At 40.4% G+C, this 24,852-nt stretch carries 20 protein-coding genes; 14 read left to right on the forward strand and 6 right to left on the reverse strand.

The window, feature by feature from the left end:
• Positions 1-45: 45 nt before the first annotated feature.
• The 5 genes from AY601_RS18565 (at position 46) to AY601_RS26170 (ending at position 8,066) form a co-directional block, all read left to right on the forward strand.
• Positions 46-3,435, forward strand: a complete 3,390-nt coding sequence (locus AY601_RS18565) for a SusC/RagA family TonB-linked outer membrane protein (protein WP_232324628.1) — start codon at positions 46-48, stop codon at positions 3,433-3,435.
• 19 nt (positions 3,436-3,454) lie between these two features.
• Entirely contained in the window at positions 3,455-4,978 is a 1,524-nt protein-coding gene (locus tag AY601_RS18570; protein ID WP_068403794.1) for a RagB/SusD family nutrient uptake outer membrane protein, read from the forward strand.
• Positions 4,979-4,992: 14 nt separating this feature from the next.
• Positions 4,993-6,843, forward strand: a complete 1,851-nt coding sequence (locus tag AY601_RS18575) for an alkaline phosphatase (RefSeq protein ID WP_232324629.1) — start codon at positions 4,993-4,995, stop codon at positions 6,841-6,843.
• Positions 6,844-6,960: 117 nt separating this feature from the next.
• A complete protein-coding gene (locus AY601_RS26165) occupies positions 6,961-7,854 on the forward strand; it encodes a C1 family peptidase (protein WP_068403796.1) in 894 nt (297 codons plus the stop codon).
• A 29-nt stretch (positions 7,855-7,883) separates the two neighbouring features.
• Positions 7,884-8,066, forward strand: coding sequence for a C1 family peptidase (locus tag AY601_RS26170; RefSeq protein ID WP_198163555.1), 183 nt, complete (start codon positions 7,884-7,886; stop codon positions 8,064-8,066).
• Between the two features lie 97 nt (positions 8,067-8,163).
• Here the strand turns inward: AY601_RS26170 and AY601_RS18590 are convergent, their stop codons facing one another.
• A complete protein-coding gene (locus AY601_RS18590; RefSeq protein WP_232324630.1) occupies positions 8,164-8,406 on the reverse strand; it encodes an isoleucyl-tRNA synthetase in 243 nt (80 codons plus the stop codon).
• A gap of 227 nt (positions 8,407-8,633) precedes the next feature.
• On the opposite strand from AY601_RS18590, the gene ileS reads away from it, so the two are divergent.
• From ileS to AY601_RS18605, 3 genes are read left to right on the forward strand one after another with little or no spacing between them, the layout of a single operon-like run.
• Positions 8,634-12,026 carry an isoleucine--tRNA ligase gene (gene ileS, locus AY601_RS18595; protein WP_068403802.1) on the forward strand — a complete coding sequence of 1,131 codons (3,393 nt, stop codon included), beginning with the start codon at positions 8,634-8,636 and terminating at the stop codon, positions 12,024-12,026.
• Between the two features lie 5 nt (positions 12,027-12,031).
• Entirely contained in the window at positions 12,032-12,415 is a 384-nt protein-coding gene (locus AY601_RS18600) for a TraR/DksA family transcriptional regulator (protein ID WP_041885291.1), read from the forward strand.
• Positions 12,415-13,017, forward strand: coding sequence for a lipoprotein signal peptidase (locus tag AY601_RS18605; RefSeq protein ID WP_068403804.1), 603 nt, complete (start codon positions 12,415-12,417; stop codon positions 13,015-13,017). The genes AY601_RS18600 and AY601_RS18605 overlap by 1 nt, the downstream gene beginning before the upstream one ends.
• Before the next feature lie 333 nt (positions 13,018-13,350).
• Here AY601_RS18605 and AY601_RS18615 read toward each other — a convergent pair whose 3' ends face one another.
• Complete coding sequence (locus AY601_RS18615) at positions 13,351-13,989, reverse strand: hypothetical protein (RefSeq protein WP_068403809.1); 639 nt, start codon at positions 13,987-13,989, stop codon at positions 13,351-13,353.
• Positions 13,990-14,247: 258 nt separating this feature from the next.
• On the opposite strand from AY601_RS18615, the gene AY601_RS18620 reads away from it, so the two are divergent.
• Together AY601_RS18620 and AY601_RS18625 are read left to right on the forward strand one after the other, a co-directional pair.
• On the forward strand, positions 14,248-14,949 hold the full coding sequence (locus AY601_RS18620; protein ID WP_068403811.1) for an SIMPL domain-containing protein: 702 nt from the start codon (positions 14,248-14,250) through the stop codon (positions 14,947-14,949).
• 184 nt (positions 14,950-15,133) lie between these two features.
• The gene (locus tag AY601_RS18625) at positions 15,134-15,442 is read left to right on the forward strand and encodes a hypothetical protein (RefSeq protein ID WP_068403813.1); all 309 of its coding nucleotides are present in this window, start codon (positions 15,134-15,136) and stop codon (positions 15,440-15,442) included.
• A gap of 81 nt (positions 15,443-15,523) precedes the next feature.
• On the opposite strand, the gene serS is transcribed toward AY601_RS18625, so the two are convergent.
• Positions 15,524-16,795 (reverse strand): serine--tRNA ligase, encoded by a 1,272-nt coding sequence (gene serS, locus AY601_RS18630; protein ID WP_068403820.1) that lies wholly within the window; start codon positions 16,793-16,795, stop codon positions 15,524-15,526.
• Between the two features lie 44 nt (positions 16,796-16,839).
• Between serS and rsmI the strand changes: the two genes are divergently transcribed.
• The 3 genes from rsmI (at position 16,840) to lnt (ending at position 19,916) form a co-directional block, all read left to right on the forward strand.
• A complete protein-coding gene (gene rsmI / locus AY601_RS18635; RefSeq protein ID WP_084359343.1) occupies positions 16,840-17,550 on the forward strand; it encodes a 16S rRNA (cytidine(1402)-2'-O)-methyltransferase in 711 nt (236 codons plus the stop codon).
• Positions 17,551-17,613: 63 nt separating this feature from the next.
• The gene (locus AY601_RS18640) at positions 17,614-18,270 is read left to right on the forward strand and encodes a PH domain-containing protein (RefSeq protein ID WP_068403829.1); all 657 of its coding nucleotides are present in this window, start codon (positions 17,614-17,616) and stop codon (positions 18,268-18,270) included.
• Positions 18,271-18,287: 17 nt separating this feature from the next.
• Positions 18,288-19,916 (forward strand): apolipoprotein N-acyltransferase, encoded by a 1,629-nt coding sequence (gene lnt / locus AY601_RS18645; protein WP_068403831.1) that lies wholly within the window; start codon positions 18,288-18,290, stop codon positions 19,914-19,916.
• Between the two features lie 39 nt (positions 19,917-19,955).
• Here the strand turns inward: lnt and AY601_RS18650 are convergent, their stop codons facing one another.
• The 3 genes from AY601_RS18650 to AY601_RS18660 form a co-directional block, all read right to left on the reverse strand.
• Complete coding sequence (locus tag AY601_RS18650) at positions 19,956-21,074, reverse strand: hypothetical protein (protein WP_068403836.1); 1,119 nt, start codon at positions 21,072-21,074, stop codon at positions 19,956-19,958.
• A gap of 310 nt (positions 21,075-21,384) precedes the next feature.
• Positions 21,385-23,022 (reverse strand): NAD+ synthase, encoded by a 1,638-nt coding sequence (locus AY601_RS18655; RefSeq protein ID WP_068403838.1) that lies wholly within the window; start codon positions 23,020-23,022, stop codon positions 21,385-21,387.
• Between the two features lie 6 nt (positions 23,023-23,028).
• Entirely contained in the window at positions 23,029-23,703 is a 675-nt protein-coding gene (locus tag AY601_RS18660; protein ID WP_068407708.1) for a porin family protein, read from the reverse strand.
• Between the two features lie 113 nt (positions 23,704-23,816).
• Between AY601_RS18660 and gldB the strand changes: the two genes are divergently transcribed.
• On the forward strand, positions 23,817-24,848 hold the full coding sequence (gene gldB / locus AY601_RS18665) for a gliding motility lipoprotein GldB (protein ID WP_068403840.1): 1,032 nt from the start codon (positions 23,817-23,819) through the stop codon (positions 24,846-24,848).
• Positions 24,849-24,852: the final 4 nt, after the last annotated feature.

Below are 24,852 nucleotides of genomic sequence, written 5' to 3' on the forward strand. Positions count from 1 at the left end.
TCAAAATCAATCATTCAATCAACGCGCTAACAATCAATTAACAACATGAAAACACCCTCCTATAAGAGGTTAACAGCCCTTTATAAAGCCATGAAGTATTCTTTATTAATTTTCACGGTCATTTGCACATTTTGCGGAACGCTTTTCGCTTCTGTCACCATGGCTCAGAAATTAGACCGTGCCCTGGTATCGCTAACGATCACCAAAGACAAATCACAGCAGGCCATCCTGAAAGAAATAGAAGCGAAAACAGGTCTTCATTTCGTTTACAATCAGGATCAGTTGTCGACCAACAAAACAGCATTGAATGAAACCTTTAAGCAAGAAAAAGTAGAGACAGTCTTACATAAACTAGGATTTGAATGCCTGGAAAAAGGAGACTATGTGATTCTCAAAAAAATACCAGCGCCTGTAAAAAAAGCGGACCGTACAGTTTCCGGAACAGTAAAAGATTCCACCGGTTTAGCGATGCCGGGCGTATCGGTAAAAGTATCTGGCACAACTTTAGGAACCACAACTAATGCGGATGGGAAATTCAGTATTTCAGCACCCGAAGAAGCTACGCTGATTTTCTCGATGATTGGTTATAAATCTCAACAAGTAAAAATTGAAGGAAAAGGTACGATCAACATTGTTTTAACAGAAGATAATTCACAGTTGAACGAGGTTATAGTAGTCGGTTACGGTACACAAAAGAAAATCACCATTTCTGGCGCAGTAGCAGAAGTATCTCTCGATAAATTAAACTCAAGATCGGTCAATGATATCGGTAGTATTTTACAAGGAAAAGCTCCGGGTGTGGTTGTAGTCACTGAAAGCGGGGATCCTACTGCCACCGCAAAAGTAAACATCCGCGGACAAGGTGGGATCAACGGAGAGAACCCTTTATACGTAATTGACGGTTCATTATTTTATGGTACTCCTGTACTGAATCCGAATGATATCGAATCAATTTCCGTACTGAAAGATGGAGCAGCTGCAATTTATGGCGCAAGGGCTTCTGGAGGAGTTATCCTGATCACGACTAAAAAAGGGGCTAACCAGAAGTTGAATATCACTTTTGATACTAAAGCAGGTACACAAACTGCTTGGAAAAAGTTAAAATCCTTAAACGCGAAAGAATTTGCAGATGTCTCAAACCTGGCTGCCGATAATGCAGGTATACCAAGAAAAGACGCTTTCGATGCGGTAAAATATCCCGATGGACAAATTACCCGTGCAGATTGGGTAGATGAAATTTTCAGAACAGGACTAATCCAGGACTATAATATGGGTATCACTGGCGGAAATGACAAATCAAGCTTTTACCTGAGTTTCAATTACCGTAAAGCAGAAGGAACTTTATTAAACACCTATGGAAACCGTTATAATTTCAGGATTAACTCTGAACACCGCATCAATTCGTGGATGAAATTTGGAGAGAACTTATTCTACGATTATACCAATGGAAACGGGTCCAACTCCACTGCCCCTAACATCAACGGTGCGAATACAAAAAGTGCCTATACAGGAACGATTATTTCCGCTATCTTCTATCCTTCGAATGTTGCACCATACACTTCAACAGGCGGATTTTCAGGTTTACCATTAGCTTATGCAGGTGCTTATGGAGATATTATCAATCCTGTAGCCTATCTGAAAAGATTAGATGTAAACAATCCTGTAAATACAATTGTAGCAAATCCTTATGCAGAACTTGATTTAGCAAAAGGGCTTAAGTTCCGTTCCAATTTGTCTTTTACTAAAAGGATTAACGACTCCAAAACCTTCCAGACAAAGGTTCCTGAGATTGGTAAAATTTTCGACTTTAATCAGCTGACACAAACGTCCAACACGACCAATGATCTGTTAGCAGAACAGGTGCTGACTTACGATAAATATTTCGGTTCACACCACCTGAACGTAATTGGTGGTTTCTCTTATCAAAACACGCATAATGAGTACCTGTCTGTTTTTGCACAAGGCTTTGATGACGAATCTCCAAAGTACCGTTACATGGTGAATGCGACTAAACCTTTTTTACCTGAAAGTAATGTATCCAGCGAAACACTAACTTCATTCTTTGCCCGTGCAAATTATGATTACAAAAGCAAATACCTGCTTTCGCTCATTGGCAGAAGAGATGGGACTTCTTTGGTCGCACCGAAAAATCGTTTTGCTAATTATTACTCTGCTTCAGCAGGATGGGTAATTAACAGGGAGGATTTTCTGAACAAAGTGGATTGGATCAGTAATTTAAAAATCAGAGGTAGTTATGGTCTTTTGGGTAACCTGGCCAGTGTAACCAGCCAGGCAGTGAACCCTACCCTTTCTAAAACCACCATCTATATGGGTCAGAACCCAGCGCAGCTTTTAGGTTATTATGAAAATGTATTGTCTAACCCTGATTTAACGTGGGCAAAATCTAAACAAACCAATATTGGTCTGGACCTTGGCCTATTTAAAAACAGGTTAAACCTGGTTGCTGATTATTTCATTAAGGATACGAAAGACATGTTGATCTATCAGCCCTTATCCGGAACTACAGGTGTGGACGGACAATGGAAAAATGGTGGTTTATCAAGAGATAAAGGAGTTGAAGTTGGGCTGAATTATAACAATCAGCCAGAGGCAGCATTCCAGTACAGCATCAATGCAACCTTCACTAAGATGAATAACAAACTGGTTTCTTTGCCAGGAGGTTTAACAAGTCAGGCGGTAAATTTTAATGTACGCGGTACACTGACCCCCGTTCTTTTACAAGTTGGAGAGCCTTTATATTCTTACTATGTAGTACAGACAGCAGGAATTTTCCAGTCGGATGCAGAAGCTAAAAATTACAAGAATGCGAGTGGAAATATGATTCAGCCGAATGCTAAAGCTGGAGATTTCCGTTTCGTCGATAGTAACAATGATGGTAAAATTGACAACAATGACCGTGTATTCAGAGGCAGTGCTTATCCTGATTTCTCTTATGGATTTAGCTTTAATGCCAGTTACAAAGGATTCGATCTGAATTTATTTGCACAAGGTGTAAAAGGCAACAAGTTATTTAATGCTTTGAAATATACAGGACTGAACGCAGGTAGTGGTCAGAATTACAACTTGCTGAAAGGTGTATTAGATGCATGGAGCCCAACCAATACAGGAAGCGGCCTTCCGCGCATATCAGCAAGTGATGCCAATGGGAACTTCTCTACCACGTCAGATTTCTACCTGGAAAGTGGTTCTTATTTAAGATTAAAGAGTGCAACCATAGGTTATACTTTCCCAAAAACCCTTTTAAAAGCAGCCAAAATAAGTAACCTGCGTCTTTACGTGACTTCTAATAACCTGTTTACAATTACTAAATATTCGGGTTTCGATCCTGAAGTAGGCATGGATCAGTATGGTGTAGATGTAGGCCGTTACCCACAAGCAAGAACATTCCTGTTTGGTGCAAGTCTGAATTTTTAATGCGTATTAATCAACAAAAATGAAAAAGAATTTACTCTACATATTAATAGCTGCTTTAACTATCGTTATCATCAGCTCTTGTAAAAAACAATTAGACATTACCCCTGAAGGGGCTCCTTCAAAAGGAAACTTCTGGAAAACCAGTACTGATGCGGTGAAAGGTGCCAATTCTATGTACGAACTGTATGACGATGAAAACTTTTACGGACGCGGTTTTTTCTGGTTTATTAACGCCAGTGATGACATGATTACCGGACGTGTAAAAGCTCAGGGCGATAACGTAAGAGACTTCAACTCTGCTTATATTGGTGGAGATTATACGGAAGGACAATGGAAAATGAGGTATGCGACTATTAAAAGAGCAAATGATGTGATTCGTTATGTGCCTTCAATTGATATGGATGCCACTTTAAAAAAGAGATTGATTGGCGAGGCCTATTTTACAAGTGGTTATATGTATTTTCAGCTAGCGTCCAATTATGGTAACGCTAAAGCCGGAGTACCTATTGTAACCAGGACAAATATGGATGATCCTAATCCGACACCAAGAGCAGCCAATGTAAACCTGAACTATGATTACCTGATCAGTGAATTACAACAGGCAGCAAATTATCTTCCTTATTTTGATCAGCTGGGCGCTGCAGATTATGGCCGTCCGCATAAAGTAGCTGCATGGGCAGTATTGTCTAAAGCCTTTTTGTATAAAAAGGATTACCCGAATGCAGAGAAATATGCTGATTCAGTAATCAATTTTGGTAAACGTGACCTGATGCCAAATTTTGCTGATGTATTTAAAGCACCAAATAACTGGGGACCTGAATATATCTGGTCGGCGGTCTCTACGCCTGCTGGTGCTGGTGGCTGGGGAAGTATTCTGCCGGGTGTGATGCTTGAAAATAAAGGTTGGGGAAAATACAATGGCTGGGGCTATTACGTTCCAACTAAAGAACTATATGATTCTTATCAGCCAGGTGATATCCGCCGGGAGGCAACGATCTTAAAACCGGGAGATCATTTTATGTTCTTTGGGGCAGACAATGTTTATGCGTCGGTGAATAGTTTATCTGGTTTCCAGTTCAGAAAATATATGGATCCGTTCAGTTTTGCAGATCCGGTAGGGAAACACATCAGTCCAAACGGTGATCACCCGACAACAGATTTAAATCTTCCATTATTGCGTTTTGCAGAAGTATTATTGATTAAAGCAGAAGCGGCAATTATGCAGCGTGGTGCGGGCGCGGGTGACACGGAGCTAAACAGAATCCGGGTAAGGGCAAAACTAGCAGCTGCAAGCGGAATGACACTGGCAGACCTGAAAAGAGAACGTCGTAGTGAACTGGCTGGTGAATGGGCAGACAGGCACCGCGATATGGTCCGCTGGGGTGATGCAGCAGCTGCTTATGCACAACCGGCTCACGGATTCAGCGGAGCAACAGTATGGCCTGCCAGAAAATTTAATCCTCAGGTACATGATGTATGGGCAGTTCCACAAAAAGAAATTGACAATAGTGGCGGCGTAATTAAACAAAACGCTGGCTGGTAAATAAATTTAAACTTATGAAGAAACTATTTTGCGCTACTGCATTTACCTTGTTTGCATTGGCGGCTCTTGCACAGTCACCGCAACCACTGTCATTTAATTCAGGACATAGCCACAATGATTACAAACAAAACATCCCTTTACTGCGTGCTTATTACGCAGGAATGGGTTCTATTGAAGCTGACGTTTTCCTGAAGGATGGCCAGCTATTTGTGGCTCATGAATTAAAGGAGATTAAGCCTGGAGCGACACTTTTGAAACAATACCTGGAGCCTTTGTATCAATTGTATAAAGAAAACGGAAATCATCCTTACGCTAATCATCAGTTAAGGTTGCAATTGGTGATTGATATTAAAGAAGATTACCAGCATGTTTTACCGCAGTTGCTGAAAGAGCTGAAACCTTTCCAGGACATGGTGAACAAGCCGGTTAATCCGGATGCGGTAAGTATTGTAATTAGCGGAGATGTACCAGCACCTGAAAATTTTAAAAACTATCCAGCGCTAATTTCTTTTGATGGCCGCCCGGCTAAGGTTTATACCGAAGAGCAATTAAAGCGTGTCGCGATGATCAGTGATGATATCAAAAATTACACGGTTTGGAATGGTAAAGGAACGCCAACAAAAATTGATGAGGATAAACTTCTAAAGGTGATTCATGCGGCACATCAGCAAAATAAACCTTTCCGTTTCTGGGCCACGCAAGACAGTCCGAATACCTGGCTGGAGCTGGAGAAATTCGGGGTAGACTGGATCAATACGGATGCTCCTGAGAAGTTGCGTGATTTTTATTTACGGAAAGATAAACTGACTTATACCAATCCTGTCCCTTATCCTGTTTATCAGCCAACTTATCAAGCTGATGGTGCAGTTAAAAAAGTGAAAAATGTGATTCTGCTGATTGGTGATGGAATGGGTTTAGCTCAGATTCATGCAGGATGGATTGCGAATCATGGAAACCTGAATATCACGATGATCCGCAACAGTGGTTTTTCTCAGACTGCTGCCTCTAATTCCGGGAATACGGATTCTGCAGCTGGCGGATCTGCAATTGCCATGGGCGAAAAAACAAATAACCGCTATATCGGTATGGGAACTGATGACAAGAAACGCACAAACCTGGCAGATACTTTAGCTGGTTATGGTTTAAAAAGCGGGATTATCAGTGTTGGCGATATCACGGACGCTACTCCTGCTGTATTTTATGCGCATCAGTTAGACCGTTCGTACAATGAGGCGATAGCGAAGGATTTCCTGGACAGTCATGTAGATATTTTAGTAGGTTCTAATCAAAAGAGCTTCCTCCAAAATCCGGATGCTGATTTAATAAAAAAGCTGGAAGCTAAAGGTTATACTTTGAATAAATCGATAGCAGATTTCAAACAGAAAAGCAGTGGTAAGCAATTGGTTTTATTACCAGATTCTGCCACCCGTCCGGTAAAAGATGGCAGAGGAGATATGCTTGCACAATCTTTAAAACAGACTATCAAGTTATTGTCAGCTAATAAGAAGGGATTTTTTATCATGACTGAAGGTGCTCAGATTGATTACGGAGGTCATGTAAATGATTTAAAGTATGTGGTTACTGAATTGCATGATTTCGATAAAACGGTGGCTGAGGCTTTACGTTTTGCTGATCAGGATGGAGAGACATTGGTTCTGGTTACCGCGGATCATGAAACGGGAGGTTTAACTTTACTGGATGCTTCGGCTGCGGATGGCAGGGTTCAGGGAGAGTTTAGTACCAATGACCATACCAATATCATGGTGCCTATTTATGCTTATGGCCCGCATTCAGGAGATTTTACGGGAACTTATCCGAACAATGAAATCTTCAAAAAGATTATGAAATTGTTTACTGGTAAGTAAGGCGGTTTCATTTACTATAAAAAGCGGCTGTATCTTAAATGATACGGCCGCTTTTATGCTTAAGATTTTTCATATTTTAGCATCCACAAAAAGATTAATCAAAAACCTATAATTGATATGTTGAAAAGAATTCTCTTTCTTACTATTGGAATTGGCGCCGGCTTATGCGCACAGGCTCAACAAAGCCCTTTAAAAACGATTAAGGATAATGCTGCAACAGCTGTTAAAAGCCAGGGGAAAACAGGGACCTGCTGGAATTACTCTGCAACCTCACTGGTAGAATCAGAAAGCCTGCGCAAAGGTCTGGGCGAATTTAACCTCTCAGAAATGTACATTGCGCGCAATATCTATGTAGAAAAGGCGAAGAACTACATTTTGCGTCAGGGTAAAGCACAATTCAGTGAAGGTGGCCTTGGTCATGACCTGATTCGCGGTATTTCACTTTATGGCGCTATGCCACAAGAAGCTTTTCAAGGCGTTACTGGTGAAATCCCTAACCACACTGGTTTAATGGATACGCTGAAAACATACCTTGATGATGTCCTTAAAAAACGTCCGGTTGCAGCGGACTGGCAACAAGGGTTTGAGAAAATCCTGAACGAGAAATTAGGTAATCCACCAGCTAATTTCGATTATAAAGGAAAGAACTATACTGCGAAGACTTTCGCTAAAGACGTACTGAAATTTGATGCCAATGATTATGTAAGTGTGACTTCATTTACGCACCATCCTTATTATTCACAGTTTATTTTAGAAGCTCCCGATAACTTTGCAAACGGTTCTTTTTATAACCTGCCTTTACAAGAAATGATTGGACTGACCAAAACAGCTTTAAAAGATGGGTATACAGTGATGTGGGATGCCGATGTAAGCAGCAGGAATTTTCAGCAGAAAAAGGTTATGCGATTTTATTCGCTGATACCGCTGATGCAACAGCAGCTGTTCTTAACCCAACGGTTAAGGAACAAGCCTATACGCCAGAATTACGCCAGCAATTATATGAGAACTTAACGACAGAAGATGACCATTTGATGCACCTGATGGGTTTAGAACAGGCAGCGGATGGAAAGTCCTTCTTTAAAGTTAAAAATTCATGGGGTGAAGTTGGTCCTTTTAAAGGCTATATCGAAGTCTCAGAACCTTATTTCGCGATTAATACAGTCAGTTTAGTGTTGCCAAAAGCAGCATTGACTAAAGAATTGAAGAAAAAACTGGGCTTATAGCCTCTCCTGAAAAAGCGGCTGTATCGTAAAAATGCACTGCCCCCAGAAAGTGTCTGACTTTTTGGGGGCAGTGCATTTTTTGATATAGCATAAATCCCTATTCTTTCACAGGTTCTGCCGTTTCCACTGGTGCTTCCGGATCTAACTCTACACATCCTTCTTTATCTTTTCTTGCAAAAAGTATAGGGTAAAGAAAAAGAAGAGCACTCAGCATCAGGAATAATCCCGAAGCTTCCAATATATATTTGCTCCATTCTACCTCATCGGAACCTAGGATCAGGTAAGTGACAAGGGCAATTATGGCTAGGATCAAGGCAATTACTGCCTTCTGAAGTTTCATTACTTTTATCATGACCGTTGAGATTGTTGTGGTTAATTTATGCGATTAGCAAGCTAAAAATCCGTCCGATATTTTTTTATTCTCCGGATTAAAATCGTTTTACAATATAAGCAACAAAAACCAAACCAATTTAAGTTTTTGAAGATCAATGTATTTCCTGAATACCTACCTTTTTTTAATTCTTAATCCTTAACTTTGCATCCTCATTTTTTTAAGATACTGGATTGATGTATAGGGAATTTAAACAATTAGAACTACCTAAGATAGGCGAAGAGATATTACAGTTTTGGAAGGAAGAAAATATATTTGAAAAAAGTATTTCTACCCGTTCAAAAGCTAACCCATTTACTTTTTATGAAGGCCCGCCTTCAGCTAATGGCATGCCTGGTATTCACCACGTAATGGCTCGTGCTATTAAAGATATTTTCTGTCGTTATAAAACTCTCAAAGGTTTCCAGGTGAAGCGTAAAGGTGGTTGGGATACGCATGGTTTGCCTATTGAGCTTGCTGTAGAGAAGAAACTGGGTATCACGAAAGTTGATATCGGTGTTAAAATTACAGTAGAGGAATACAATGCAGCCTGCCGTGAAGAAGTAATGCGTTATACCGATATCTGGAATGACCTTACCGAGAAAATGGGCTATTGGGTAGATCTGGAGAAACCTTATATCACTTACGAAAATGAATATATTGAGTCTCTTTGGTGGATCCTGAAAACCTTTTATGATAAAGGGCTTTTATATAAAGGATATACCGTACAGCCTTACTCTCCTGCTGCAGGAACAGGTTTAAGCTCTCATGAGCTGAACCAACCGGGTACTTATAAAATGTTGAAAGATACTTCGATCACTGCACAGTTCGCTATCAAAAGAGAACAGCAGCATCCGGCATTGTCTTCCATATTTGAAAACGATACAGAAGATACGTCTTTTATCGCGTGGACAACTACGCCATGGACTTTACCGTCTAATGGTGCACTGGCAGTTGGCGCAAAGATCAATTATGTAAAAGTTAAAACTTTCAATCAATATACTTTCTTACCGGTCAGTGTAATATTGGCGAAGGATTTAGTTGGCAAACACTTCAAAGCTGAAGCAAAAGATAGCTCTTTTGAAGACTATAAAGGTGGTGATAAACTGATTCCGTGGACAATCACAGCTGAGTTTACTGGTAAAGACCTGGTTGGTGTGGTTTATCATCAGCTGATGCCTTACGTAACCAATGCTGAATTAGAAGCCAAAGCTTTCCGCGTTATCCCTGCTGACTATGTAACGACTGAAGATGGTACGGGTATCGTACACCTTGCAGCTGTATTTGGAGCAGACGATTTTCGTGTTGTAAAAGAGAACGACATGCCTTATGTGATGGTGAAGGATGAACAAGGCAATGAACTTCCTTTAGTGAACAAGCAGGGGAAATTCGTTGACGAGGTTACTGATTTCGCTGGTTATTATGTGAAAGAAGAGTATTATAGTGATGAAGAACGTAAAGCGCCTGATTTCAAGCCTACAGACGTCTTGATCGCGATTAAACTGAAGGAAGACAATAAAGCGTTCGACGTTAAAAAATACGAACACAGTTATCCGCATTGCTGGAGAACTGACAAACCTATTTTATACTACCCTCTGGATAGCTGGTTTATTAAAACTACTGCTGTAAAAGATAAAATGGTAGCACTGAACAAAACCATTAACTGGAAACCGGAAGCTACAGGAACAGGCCGTTTTGGTAACTGGCTGGAAAACCTGGTGGACTGGAATTTATCGCGCTCCCGTTATTGGGGAACTCCTTTACCAATCTGGAGAACTCAGGATGGTACGGAAGAAAAATGTATTGGTTCTATTGCAGAGCTGAATGCGGAGATCAAAAAGTCTGTAGAAGCTGGTTTTATGGAAGCTGCTTTTGAATTGAAAGATATGCACCGTCCTTTTGTGGATGATGTGATCCTGACTTCTTCAAAAGGCGAAAAAATGACCCGTGAACTGGATCTGATCGATGTATGGTTTGATAGTGGTGCAATGCCTTATGCACAATGGCATTACCCTTTTGAAAACCAGGAAGAGTTTGAGAATGCCTATCCTGCAGATTTTATCGCTGAAGGTGTGGACCAGACCCGCGGATGGTTCTTTACTTTACATGCGATTGCTGTCATGCTGAGTGAAACCAGCGAGGAGATCAAAGCAGTAAATGAGCGTATTGGCAACCAAGGTATTGCTTATAAAAATGTAGTTTCCAATGGATTGGTACTGGATAAGAACGGGAACAAAATGTCTAAGCGTTTGGGCAATGGAGTTGATCCTTTCCATACGATTGATACTTACAGTGCTGATGCAACCAGATGGTATATGATCAGTAATGCTTCTCCATGGGATAACCTGAAGTTCAGTACTGAAGGCCTGGATGAGGTAAGACGTAAGTTTTTTGGAACATTATACAATACTTATGCTTTCTTCGCTTTATATGCGAACATTGATCAATTTGAGATTGATGAAAATAACGAGACACCTGTAAAGGACCGTTCTGAATTAGACAGATGGATTTTATCGCTGTTACAGAACCTGATCAACGAGGTGGATGAGAGTTATAATACTTATGAGCCTACTAAAGCAGCGAGAGCTATTCAGACTTTTGTAGATGAGCATTTAAGTAACTGGTATATTCGTTTATCACGCCGCCGCTTCTGGAAGGGTGAAATGACTGCGGATAAAAAGGCTGCTTATGAGACTTTATATACTTGTTTGATGAGCGTATCTCAGTTAATGTCTCCGGTTGCACCTTTCTTCGCGGATTGGTTATACCAGAACTTATCAGTTAATAAAAAAACTGCTGAACAGTCGGTCCATTTGAGCTTGTGGAAAGAGGGTGATACCTCACTGATCGACATAGAATTGAATGAGCGTATGGAGCTTGCCCAGAATATTTCTTCTATGGCACTTTCCTTAAGGAAGAAATCAAGCATCAATGTGCGTCAGCCGCTAGCTAAGATCTTATTGCCTGTACTGGACAAAACGTTCCAGGAAAGAGTGGAACTTGTGAAGGAAATTATCTTATCTGAGACTAACATCAAGGATATTGAATATATCACTGATACTGCTGGTTTCATCAAGAAAAAGATCAAACCGAATTTCAAAGCGCTCGGACCAAAGGTTGGTAAGGACATGAAATCGGTAGCAGAAACAATTAGTGGGATGAGTGCTGAAGATTTAAGCAAGTTTGAGGCGGAAGGTTCTTATCTTGTTCCGGGTACCAGCTATGTAATTTTGCTGGAGGATGTAGAAATCATCGCTGAGGACATACCTGGATGGCAGGTAACAAATATCGGAAAGCTTACGGTTGCTTTGGATGTTACGATAACCGATGTGTTGAAAGAGGAAGGTTTATCACGTGAATTGATCAACAGAATCCAGAATTTAAGAAAGGAGCTTAATTTCGAAGTGACTGATCGCATTACCGTGAGTTTACAAAACGATAATTTAATCGCCACAGCAGTAGCACAGAATAAAACATACATTTGCGCTGAAATATTAGCGGATGATATTAATTTGATAACTAATTTAGATAAAGGAAACACAATCGTAATTGATGAGGTTGAATTACTGATTTCAATTGCAAAACAATAATTAACATGGAAAAACCTACAAAAACCCGTTACTCAGATAACGAGCTACAAGAATTTAAAGAACTAATCCAGGATAAACTGCGCATGGCGAGAGAGGAATTCCTCAACTTAACGAATTCTTTGAGCAGCCCGAATTCTAATGGTACAGAAGATACTTCTGGTACTTACAAGACTTTGGAAGATGGTTCGGCCACTTTGGAGAAAGAGCAATTAAATCAATTAGCTGCACGTCAGAAAAAATTCATTGAGAATTTAGAAGCTGCTTTGGTACGTATTGAGAACAAAACTTATGGTATTTGCCGAGAAACTGGTAAATTGATCCAAAAAGAACGTTTACGTGCTGTACCTCATGCAACTTTAAGCATGGAAGCCAAATTGAAACAAGCATAATGAAAGGCTATTCTAAACCTTTGCTGGTTATCTTCCTGGTCCTTTTAGTGGATCAGGTGTTGAAGACCTGGATTAAAACTAATATGTATGTGGGTCAGGAGTTCAAAATTATTGGCAACTGGTTCATTATACATTTTACGGAGAACAATGGAATGGCCTTCGGAATGGAGTTTGGTGGTGAATTCGGAAAACTGGCTTTATCGTTATTCAGAATTGCTGCGGTGGCGGCAATTGGTTATGGTTTACATTACCTGATCCAGCATAAGTACCATAGAGGGCTGGTCCTGAATGTGGCCTTGATTTTCGCAGGTGCATTGGGTAATATCATTGACTCTGTAGCTTATGGCAAGATATATGGCTATTCTACATTGTTTCATGGCCGTGTAGTGGATATGTTTTACTTTCCGATACTGGAAGGTATCTTTCCTAAATGGGTGCCTATATGGGGCGGAGAAGACTATATTTTCTTCAGACCGGTGTTCAACGTTGCAGATGCTGCCATATCTGTTGGGGTAATCGCTATTCTGATCTTCCAGAAAAAGTATTTTAAGGAAGAGGTGAAGGAAGAGATTGGACCGAACAATGAGGTGGTTGAAGATTAAATACTTTTAAACTAATTGAAAGGCTTTCCTGAAGGGGGAAGCCTTTTTTTTTTTGGGGGGGGCGGGTATGTAAGGAGGAAATCAAAAACAGGGAACATAGTTTTGCGGCCGCGCGTTCCCTCTGCGAGGATCCTAATGCCCGCAAAACTATGTTCCCTGTTTTTGATTTATCACCATGTTGGGAGGTTAAAAAAAGGCATTTCCATTGTGAAAGATGGAATTAGTTTGAAAAGGTATTTTGTTTGGTGGTTGGTTGGGAAGAAGAATAGAAGGAAGAAAGAGAAGAAAAAACAGAAAGAAAGATCAGGTGAATAGCTGGATGCTTTAGAGGTGTTAAAAAAGACGTTTATGGATTTCGTCCAGGTCTTCGGGGTTTGAGGCTTTTGGGTGTTGTTTCCAATAGTCCAGGCCTTTTTGCAATGCTTGGAGGGATTTTTCGGGATTACCGGCAAGCTGAAAAAAATCACTGGCTTTGTGGTGGTCGCTGTTTTTTGAGAGTAAATTATTTGCAGCATTTTCCCAGTTAGAGAAATGGTTCAGGGTAAGTATTCCAATGTTAAGGATGTTGTTCTTCAGGATTGTCAATACTTCTGGCCTTTGCGTTTCTTCTATGATTTGGAAATGATATTCTTGTTTGTTATTGATGACCGGGAACTCCCAATTTTCGATATTCCAATCCGGTTCGGTAAATATGTGGTCATTGAGGGGCTTGGTTCCGTATTTGACTTTGTACCATTTTGAGTATGCTTTTGAAGTTATGCTCCATATTGTCCGGAATTCTGCCGATATACCGGTTTCATTATAGCGGTTAAGCTGAAAGGTAATGTTCTGGGTGAAGTCACCGGAGTTTCTTTTGAAGGTTAAGGAACTTTTGGAAAATGTAAATCCTGATTGAATTAAGGGTTCCAGCAGGGTTTCTGTTATGCTTGTTGTAATTAATTCTCTGGGGGTTGGTTGTCTGGTATTTTCCAATTTTATTCCTGTATTTATTGATTCAAGGTAAAGAATAATAATTAATTGTGAATCTTTTGCCGGAGTATGGAATCAGCAAAAGCAGCTTGTGATGATATAATGGGTCTGATTTACAGCGGATTTTTATGAACAAAATAAATAAAGGCTGGCCAGGAGAATATTCTTAATTTGCAGGAAATTAAAATTCCTCAATTATTGTTATGGAATCGGCATGGTTTTTACATCTAATCTGTAAATACACACAAATAGAAAATTATTATGAGAAAGTTATTCGTCTTTGCATTTGCTACCTTAATCAGTATTAGTGCTATGGCACAACAAGTAGATTTACGCAAAAAGATCACCGTTAGCGGAACAGCTGAAATGGAAGTTACCCCGGATATTATTTATTTAAGCATTTCGCTGAAAGAGTATCTGAAGGATGGTAATAGCAAGAAAAAAGTGGAGATTACAGATTTGGAGAATCAGTTATATAAAGCTATTCAGGCGGCAGGTATTCCTAAGGAGAATTTAATGATCAATAGTTTATCCAGTTTCAATACTGCTCCGGAGAAAAAGAAAAATCCTGATTTCTTAGTAAGCAAACAATATCGTTTAAAGGTTACTGACCTGAACAAGTGGAATGAGATCATTGGTTCGGTTGATCCTAAAGGAGTAGCTTATACAAATGTGGATAGTTATGATTATTCTAAGATTGAGGCTTTAAAGAAAGATTTAAAAATTAAAGCTTTACAGGCTGCTAAAGTGAAAGCTACTTACCTGGTTGAGGCTTTAGGTGAGCAATTGGGTGGTGTAATTGATATTCAGGAGCAAGGGAATGAGAATTATCCTGTTTACCGTGCAAGTGGAATGATGATGAAGTCTGCTATGGTTGATGACAATGGTGGTTCGGCTCCGGAGATCGACTTCAAGAAAATTAAATTAAGCTATGTAATGAATACAGTTTTCCAAATTAAATAGTGACTATTACTGTATACAGTATCTTTAAATTTGACTACCTATTTATTGTTTTTTGATCATTATCGATTTAGATAATACATTAATAATCATCTATTCAGGAACAGACGGGAAACCTACCAACATTTTGGTAGGTTTTTTGTTATAGCATGAGTCTGTCAATAACCACACAATTTAAATTATAACCATGAAAAAATTAATCTACTCATTCTTGTTAATCTTCGTTGTAGGATTAAGTGTTAACACAGTATCTGCTGCCACAGTTAAGGACAAAGTTGAAATGACTACTGAGCAAAAAGTTCAGTTAGAAAGAATCACAAACCGTGTGGAAGAAATCAAAGCTATGGACAAATCTAATTTGTCAAGAGCTGAGAAAAAAGAGTTGCGCAAAGAGTTAAGAACAATGAAAAAAGAAGCCCGTGCTATGGGTGGAGGTGTTTATCTTTCTGTTGGTGCAATCATCATCATTATCTTATTATTGATCCTGATTTTATAATCAAGTCAAGGTTAACTTAAATAAAAGCGGGTGTTTCTTAATTGAAATACCCGCTTTTTAAGTTTAATGCTTTAAGAAGAATTAATCTATACGGTCGAATCCAGTATATTTCACTAAAACTTCTGGAATGATAATACCATCTTCTGTTTGATAGTTTTCAAGGATAGCAGCTACAATACGTGGTAAAGCCAAAGCACTACCATTTAAGGTGTGTGCCAACTGAGTTTTTCCGCCGTTTCCTTTAAATCTTAATTTCAAACGGTTCGTCTGGAAAGATTCGAAGTTAGAAACAGAAGAAACTTCCAGCCAGCGTTGTTGTGCCGCACTCCATACCTCCATATCGTAAGTCATGGCTGAAGTAAAGCCCATGTCGCCACCGCATAAACGCAATACGCGGAAGTGTAAGCCTAAATCTTTCAGTAAAGACTGTACATAAGCGCTCATTTCTTCCAGTACTTCGTAAGATTTATCCGGATGTACCACCTGTACCAATTCCACTTTATCAAACTGGTGCAATCTGTTTAAGCCACGTACATGTGCGCCGTATGATCCTGCCTCACGACGGAAACAAGGAGTATATGCAGTATTTTTAACAGGCAGTTCTTCCTCTTTTAAAATTACATCACGGTAAAGGTTAGTGACAGGGACTTCAGCAGTAGGGATCAGGAAAAGATTATCTACTGTAGAATGATACATCTGTCCTTCTTTATCTGGTAGCTGACCTGTTCCAAAACCAGAGGCTTCGTTAATCATCAAAGGCACCTGCATCTCTCTATACCCCTGTTCTGTTGCACGGTCCAGGAAGAAGTTGATCAATGCGCGCTGTAAACGGGCTCCTTTACCTTTGTAAACAGGAAAACCTGCACCGGTAATTTTAGTACCCAGTTCAAAGTCTATAATGTCGTATTTGGTAGTCAGTTCCCAATGTGGCAGTGCTTTCCCATGCAATTCTGCCGGAGCACCATGCGTAAGTACGACCTCATTTTCTTCTGGTGTAGCGCCCGCAGGAACCAGTTCACCAGGTAAGTTCGGTAATTGTACCAATGCATTGTATAAATGCTGTTCTACCACATTCAATTGATCTGAAAGGGTCTTGATATGTTCTTTGTTAGAAGTCGTCTCGGCTTTAATTGCTTCAGCTTCCTCTTTTTTACCACTGCGCATCAGTTCACCAACCTGTTTAGCATTGGCATTTGCAATAGCAGATAAGTTATCCAGCGAGGTTTGAGTCTGTCTGCGTTCTTCATCTAATTTGATAATTTCATCAACCAGTTCAGGTTGTTTGAAATTACGGACGCCTAAGCGTTCTAAAACTTTCTCTCTATTTTCGCGGATATAGTTAACTTGCAGCATTATTTAATTTTTTTAACAAATATAACAAGAGTTTGGAGAATACTATGGGCGGTAAACTATTTCTGGTTCCTACACCAATCGGTAATCTGGAAGATATGACTTTCAGGGCTGTCCGCGTTCTAAAGGAAGCAGATGTTATCCTGGCTGAGGATACCCGTACAAGTGCGCCTTTATTGAAGCATTTCGGCATTGATAAAAAAGCTTATTCGCATCACCAGCATAATGAGCATAAGGCAACTTCAGAAATCATCAGGTTTCTGAAGGAAGGTAAAAATGTAGCCCTGATTTCGGATGCCGGAACACCAGCGATCTCTGATCCGGGCTTCTTTCTGGTCAGAGAAGTGTTAAAAAATGATTTACCGGTAGAATGTTTACCGGGTGCAACAGCTTTTGTACCTGCATTGGTCAACTCTGGTTTACCTACAGATTCATTTGTCTTTGAAGGGTTCCTGCCAGTTAAAAAAGGCAGACAAACCCGTTTAAAGAAGCTGGCTGACGAGGAGAGAACAATCATCCTTTATGAAAGTCCACACCGTTTATTGAAGACACTGGAAGAATTCGCACAGTTTTTTGGGGAAGAAAGACAAGCTTCAGTAAGCAGGGAACTGACTAAAATGTATGAAGAAACCGTTAGAGGTACACTGGTAGAAATAAAATCTTACTTCGAAAACAATATTTTAAAAGGTGAGTTCGTAATTTGTGTGGCTGGTAAAGAAGAAACTAAAAAAGAAAAACGCTCTTACGAAAAGGATTAACCCCCAAAGAGCCCCTTTAATTATAGACTAAAACAGGCTCATGAGAGCTTAAAATAAAATAATATGATTTTAATAGATAGATTTTTGAGCGATGAGCAAGATCCTAAAGCTGTTGAAAAAGTTTTAGGTAAGCTGAACGATATGCTGACTACCAATGAGGAACTGATCTACCTTGCGGTACAAAAAAGACCTGCAGTAAATCTTCTTCCTGATTGCATCGTAGTGAGTAATAAACGCATTTTTTATTGTGAGCCAGCTAACTTCGGCATCACAATGAACTTCAAGGATATCTCCTGGAAAAGCATCAAAGAAATCTCTTTCAAAGAAGAAATTTTCGGTTCTAAATTCATCTGTGTTCCGCAGCATGGGGAGAACATCATTACAGAATATATCCCTAAGGTACAGGCCAGAAAACTTTATCAGGCTGCTTATGAACAACTGGAAGCTTTTAAAGAGCAACAAAGACAAACTGAACTGGAAGAGAAAAGAGCACAGCAGCCAGCATCGGCAGCCCCTATTGCTCCAGTAGCAGACCTCCCTGTTCAGGAAAACATTCCTGCCGAAGAGCCTGTGGAAGTTTATGCAGCTCCTGTAATTGTGGAAGAACCAGAAGATGAAACGACCTTGAAATTAAGGAAACTTAAGACCCTATATGACAAACAATTAATTACCCAGGCTGAATACGAGGCTAAAAAAGCCGATATACTAGATACTTTTTAAAGCGCACATCCCAATCCATGAAAGCGACACAAACCTACCTGCTTGCCTTATTAAGTGCATTTTTATTATGGCTGGCATGGCCGCCGCATACTTTTGCAGCTCCCCTTTTATTAGTCGGTCTTGTGCCACTCTTTATTGCACTTGATCAGTTAATAGCCAAAAGAGAGCCAAAAACAGGCAAAAAGGTTTTCCTGACTGCGGGCCTGACTTTCCTGGTCTGGAATACAGCTTGCATTTATTGGGTATACAATGCGATCAGTGCCTATAATAATCCGGCTGTCGCTTTGGTCATCTCTCTGATTCCTTATGGACTCGGAGCTTTACTAATGACTTTCGCCTTCTGGCTTTATTACCGTTTCAGAACTGTAGTCAGCAACAAACGTATTGCCTACCTGGCCCTGGTTAGCTTTTGGGTAGGTATGGAATATTTGCATGCCACCTGGGACCTTGCTTTCCCCTGGATGACATTGGGTAACGGACTTGCCGGAATGCATCAGCTTGCGCAATGGTACGAGACTACCGGCGTATATGGTGGGTCAATCTGGATACTGGTCAGTAATATCCTTGCTTTTGAGGCCTATAAAGCCTTTAAAGCAAACACTGGTTATCTCAAAATCAGACCTGCCCTTGGCTGGCTGATCTTTCTGATCGTACCTGCCGGGATTTCCCTGATCAAGTACTATGGGTATAAAGAAAAAACTTTGCCCATTAACGTAGTGGTGGTACAACCAAACATCGATCCTTATGAGAAAATGGGCGGCATTACTCCTGCAGAACAACTCAAAACCCTTGTTCATCTTTCGGATTCTGTAGCGCAAGTCAATACCGAATATTTTATCTGGCCTGAAACCGCTATTCCGAGTTATGCGAACGAAGACCGTATCCGCAGCACCACGGAGTACATGGCTGCACAATCTTTCCTGAACAAATACAAAAACGGGACGCTGATCACCGGAATAGAGAGTCTTAAATTCTACAACGATAAAAGCACGCTCTCTGCTAAATTCGATCCGGACAATAATCAATACTACGACAATTTTAATTCTGCGATGCAGGTGGAGAACTCCGCAAACGTTCAGTTCTACCATAAATCCAAACTCGTACCCGGCGTAGAAAAAATGCCTTTCCCAAAAACCCTATCCTTCCTTGCTCCGGTATTTGCTGGTCTTGGAGGTACAGTTTCTGGCTGGGGATGGCAGGAAAACCCCGGTGTATTTTACTCTCAGAATGGTGTAGGCGTAGCTCCGGTAATCTGTTATGAATCCCTGTGGGGAGGCTGGATTGGAGAGTCCGTTAAAAATGGTGCACAGCTCATCGCGATCATCACCAATGATGGCTGGTGGGGAAATACTTCGGGTAAAGATCAGCACTTCCTTTATGCTAAACTTCGTGCCATAGAAACCCGCAGATGGGTAGTACGCTCAGCCAATACTGGAATTTCGGGCTTCATTAACCAACGTGGAGACATCGTTAAACAATCCGCATGGTGGACACGTGATGCCTTGAAAAGGGATGTAAACTTAAACGATCAACTTACATTTTATGTAAAAAGCGGAGATATCATCCCGCAGATCCTGAGCCTGATTGGCATTGTACTGGCCTTATTCATTCCTTATCAAACTTACTTCAAAAAGAAAAAAGCATAAGCAGAGCAGTCACACAAAGAAAACGATCTGATTTTCCTGCTATAAAGACGGAACAGGTCTTATACCGATAATGTGACTGGCATAATTCAACATAAAAGAATTTTCTAAAAAGAAGTTAATCCCTATAATAGACACCGATTTACTCTTGCGTGAATCGAGTGTCGTTTTATAATTGCTATTGTTAGCAGCATAATCATAAATAGTACCCTCATCACTCACAAACCGGATAACGATACCAGCATTCATTCTTCCTTTTTTAGCTGCATCCGGCTCATAAATCACCCCTCCTGCAGGATTCCCAGAATCAAATAAAACATAAGACGGTGAAATCACCAAACCATTATAACTGATAATTCCCCTTACATAAGGATAAAAGCGGCCATTCTGCAATAGCTGCCGATGCAATACAAATCCTTCCTTTGCCTGTTCGGTTATGCCCACCGTCAATAAAGGCACTGCTGATTTCCCTTCCATAGAAGAAACCCCTTCCCATTTTACCTGATCAAGCGGCGCAAGGATAAACCCAGCCTCCACACGGTTGCCAAAACTCAAATAATTAAAAGGGCTAACTACATTCTCCCTTTTCATGACCAGTCCCGCTTTAAGCTCTCCACCAGAATTCACGCCAGCAATCCCATCACAATGCTGGTCTACCTGAGCAGGCTTCCCAGTCTGGTCATAAACACCATGATAAACTAAAATAAAAGGCATTCTCTTCGTTCTCACCTGGCCCATCTTATCCCCGATCACAATCGAAGCATAAGCGATATTCCCATCATACGAACGCGTACCACCATAACGCGACTTCGTTTTATTCCGCGTCACAGTGATCCCATCCAACACTAAAGAATCCTTGTCCCCAATTACAATTCCAGTGTCTGCCACCAATGAAGCCGGCAGTAATCGCTTAGCATCCAGAATAAGCCCCTGAGAGCCCGTATCAAATACTACTCTAAGCTTTACCTTAGCTGCCCCAATATATCGGATAGGAAGATATAACCTTCTTCCAAGCGTTTTCATATTTTGTCCCGGCATTAAATTAATCCTCACCGGACTAACAATACTTGCCACAGAATCCATAGGGTCAGAAATCCCAAAAGCCATAGACTCCACAGTAAAAAAACACAAAACAACAATAACACCGAATAATCTGTTCATCACAAAACATTAACACAACTACCACCAGGCAATCCAAAAAACCAACCACAAATCAAGCCAAAAGCCCCGCTAACAAGCAATCCTGAAAGCCAAACCAACAGGCAATCCTGAGAGCCGAACCAAAAAGCAATCCAACAACTCTGGTTATACTATTTAGCTTACACCCTGTCATGGTGGAAAAAAACTGTGAAATTAAAAAAACACCCTGTAGTGTATTACTGGCATTAGGATCCTCGAAGAGGGAACGCGCGCCAGTAATACACTACAGGGTGTTTTTTTAATCCGGGTGGAAAACCCCACCCTTTCACCCTTAAGCTAAATACTTCCCAACAATTGGCATTCTCCTCCCACTCCCAAAAGCCTTTGGAGAAACCCTTAAAATAGGCGGAGTCTGATACCTTTTAAACTCCGCCCCATTCACCATTTTAATAATCCTTCTCACTAACCCCTCCTCATAACCCATCGCAATAATATCCTTAGAACTCTTCTTCAACTCAATAAACTGAAAAAGGATCGTATCCAGCGTATCATAATCAGGCAGCGAATCAGAATCCTTCTGGCCCGGTCTTAACTCCGCTGAAGGCGGCTTAACAATCGTATTCACGGGAATAACGACCTCATCCTTATTTATATATGCTGCCAGCTCATAAATCTGAGTCTTATAAACATCACCAATCACCCCAATCGCACCACACATATCGCCATACAAAGTACCATACCCTACTGCACACTCACTCTTATTTGAAGTATTCAGTAAAATATAACCAAACTTATTAGACATTGCCATCACCACAATTCCCCTGCTTCTCGCCTGAATGTTCTCTTCCGTCAAATTAAAAGGCAAACCCTTAAAAGCACCTGCCATCATACTATCAAAAGCATCCGCAGCTTCCGCAATAGAAATAACCTCGTGCATACACCCAAAATTCTCCACTAAATCCAGTGCGTCTTTAATAGAATGATCCGAAGAATACTTGCTCGGCATCAAGACCGCCATTACATTCTCCGCACCCAGTGCCCGGCAAGCCAACGCACATACAATCGCAGAATCAATCCCACCAGACAAACCTAATACCGCTTTAGAAAACCCGGACTTCACAAAATAATCCTTGATCCCTAACACCAATGCATCATGAATCTGAGCGATATCAGACATCGGCTGATGCACAAAAACATCACCCTCAATCTTTCCATCAGCAAAAGTATAGGTCTTCAGCTGCTCCTTGAAATAATCCATTTCATCCAGCATATTCCCATCCTGATCAAAGACCATAGAACCACCATCAAAAATGATTTCCGTCTGTGCGCCAACCTGGTTTACATACAACAAAGGCAAATTATATTTCTTCGCATTATCTGCTAATACAACCCTGCGCTCATCATCATGCTGATAAGAAAACGGAGAAGCGGCAATATTAATCATCACATCTGGATTCTCTTTAATCAGTTCATCCATCGGATTAGAAACATATAATGGATTATTATTAATATTCCAAAGATCCTCACAAATCGTCAATGCAATTTTAACTCCTTTAAAATCAATACACTCAAAAGAAGTAGCAGGCTCAAAATAACGATACTCATCAAAAACATCATAATTAGGCAACAACGCCTTCCGCGCAATAGATTTAATCTGTTTTTCTTCTATAAAATAAGCCGCATTGTACAAATCTTTACCCGCTGCCTGTTCATTTCTGACCGGCAACCCGACAATACAGGCAATCCCCGTACAATGTTCAGCAATCTCTTTTCCCGCTTCTTCACAAAGAGAAATAAACTCTTCGAACTCCAGGAAATCACGCGGAGGATAACCACAAACGGCAAGTTCTGCGAATACAACCAGGTCAGCCCCATCAGCTTTAGCCAACTGGATATGCGCTATTATTTTTTTTATGTTCAGCTCAAAATTACCAATATGGTAATTCAGCTGCGCTAATGCTATCTTCATAATCTGCTAAAAGAATACCCCGAAATTTAAACCCACATAATGATTACGTACACTTCGGCCCGGAGCAGAAGAAATATCAGTAAATCCATTATTAAATGTTAATCCTGTAGTAACACTTGTATTTCTTGCGACATCATATTCCAGTCCGGCACCAATAATCAGCCCCGCACGGTAAAAGTTTGTATTCTTCTTGATATGATCATCTTCTACAATGCTTTTTCCGGCAATTGATACATCTTGTCTTGCTCCGATATTAAAACCATTAGAGAGACCGAACTGTCCATACCAACGTACATCTCCTATCTTTTCAGTTTTCAACTTTAAAGTCAAAGGAACCTCCAGGTACTGCAACTTATACTTCAGATCGTAAGGTGTTGGGTTCGGATAAGCCGCAGCATCATAATAAGGACTTGGATTAATCTCTGTGGTTTTACCATTAATGGTTGTAATCGTCAATCCTGTTGAAAGACTATAGTTTTCTGCGAAGTTCAGGTCAGCCAGCAAACCATAAGAAAAACCCATACTAAAACCATTGCCTTTACCATTTTCAGGTTTAGCCCAGCCAAAAGTAGGATGTGCTGTTAAGCCAAGTCTGAAACCATAATAAGGATCAGCTCCTTGTTGTGCAAAAGCAGTAGTTGTTAAAAATGTCAGTAAAAGTCCGGCCAATATTTGTTTCATTTGTATCATATTTAATTGTAATGAGTGCTGGAGCAGCGTAAAGATAGTTTCAATCTTTTTTTGAAGCCGGCCTTTGCTGGTTTCCTCCCGTGATCTGTTTATATTTGTTATCAATGAACTATAACGTTAAACATCTTCAAATCTATCTAATTTTTCTGTGTGTCGCCACATTTTTTTCCTGTAAACAGGCAGGGAAGCCCAACGTGGATGATATAAAGCTCGATATTAAGGTCGAAAGGTTCGATCAGGATTTGTATGCGGGAAAGAACAAAAAATTAGCAGAGGCAGATTTAATGCTGCGTAAAAAGTACAATTACTTTTACGATGACTATATCCACAGGATGGTCGGTGACAGAAGTTATAGCGATGCTGAGATCTTAACAACACTATATAAAGATCAGGCTTATACCGATCTGAATCAGGAAGCAGACAGTGTATTCCGGGATATAAAACCTATAGAAAAGGACTTGACCCAGACCTTCAAATACATTAAATATTACTACCCTAAAACCAGGATTCCCCGGTTTATCTCTTTTGTTTCCGGTTTTGCCGTTCAAACCCCTATTGGAGACGGTTATATGGGAATCGGCCTGGACATGTTTTTAGGTAAAAACAGCAAATTTTACAGCGCGATTGTAAAAAGCGTTCCTTTATATTTATCACAGCGGTTCACGCCTGATTATGTGGTACCACGGATCACGGAGACTTTTGCCAGAGAAGAACTCTTCCCTCAAAAAGATGAAGACCATTCTCTTTTAGCCAAAATGGTAGAGAATGGAAAGATTTTGTATTTCATGGACAAAGTACTGGATGACAAAACTCCGGACACCCTTAAAATAGGGTATACAGCAAAGCAACTGGAATGGTGTAAAACCTTTGAAGGAAATATCTGGGCATACCTGATTGAAAACAAACTATTGTTTGAAACCGACAATCAGAAAATACAAATGTATGTGAGTGAAGCTCCTTTTACCCCTGGTTTAGGGGTGAAAAATGAATCTGCTCCCAAACTGGGCGTATGGATAGGCTGGCAGATGGTCAGAAAATACATGGCTGAAAATCCAAGGGTTACTTTGCAGGAACTGATGAAAGAGCCAGATCCGCAAAAGATATTAAATGGGGCAAAATACAAACCCAAAATTTAAAATT

Source organism: Pedobacter cryoconitis (genome assembly GCF_001590605.1).
Taxonomy (GTDB): Bacteria; Bacteroidota; Bacteroidia; order Sphingobacteriales; family Sphingobacteriaceae; genus Pedobacter; species Pedobacter cryoconitis_A.